The sequence below is a fragment of the Massilia sp. TWR1-2-2 genome (assembly GCF_049897565.1).
Classification (GTDB): domain Bacteria; phylum Pseudomonadota; class Gammaproteobacteria; order Burkholderiales; family Burkholderiaceae_D; genus JAFCUW01.
On sequence record NZ_JAFCWM010000106.1, the window covers coordinates 1 to 728 of the forward strand.

A 728-nucleotide genomic window follows, 5' to 3' on the forward strand; every position below is an offset into this window, starting at 1 on the left:
TGCCAGCCCGACAGGAAGGCGCGCGCATGCGCGCCGGCACGGCCGGTTTGATAGTCGAACACGACGATGCGCGGCCCCTCGTCCAGGTCATTGGATCGGTAGGCCCATAAATAGGCATGGCGGGTTTTTCGTTCGCCGGGGTCCAGTTGCCGCACCGGCGTTTCGTCGGCATGCAGACACGGTCGTTCTTTGAGCAGTTCGGCCAGCCGTTCGCTCAAGGGTTGCAGCGCGACGCCGATCTTGCCGATCCACTCGGCCAGCGTGGAGCGCGCCAAGGGCACGCCCTGGCGCGCACCGATCTGCTCGATGCGGTACAGCGGCAGGTGGTCGGTGTATTTGCTCACCGCCACCCAGGCCAGCAAGCCAGGTGCTGCCATGCCGCCGTCAATGATCGCCGGCGGCACCGCTGCTGCGATGACCGTCTCGCAGGCGCGGCAAGCGTACTGCGGACGAATGTGGCGATGTACGAAGAAGCGCGCCGGCTCCACGTCGAGCTGTTCGCTGATGTCTTCACCGATCATGACCAGGCCTTGGCCGCATGCCGCGCATTGGCATGACTCCGGCTCATGGCGGTGCTCGACGCGCGGCAGTTCGGCCGGCAGCGGCTGGCGCCCGGCACGGCTGCGTTTGCGCTTGCCGGCTTCGCCGTCAGCGATGTCAGCAGGTGGCACCAGCTCGGCCTCGATCGCGGACAGGTCGGTGTTGACCGTTTCTTCAAACAGCTCACG

General features: G+C 66.3%; 1 protein-coding gene. It reads right to left on the minus strand.

Features of this window, described 5'->3' with window-relative positions; all coding sequences use genetic code 11:
- Positions 1 to 728, minus strand: a 728-nt coding sequence (gene tnpC / locus ACP7DD_RS26580; protein ID WP_426178408.1) for an IS66 family transposase, incomplete at both ends; no start/stop codon positions are given.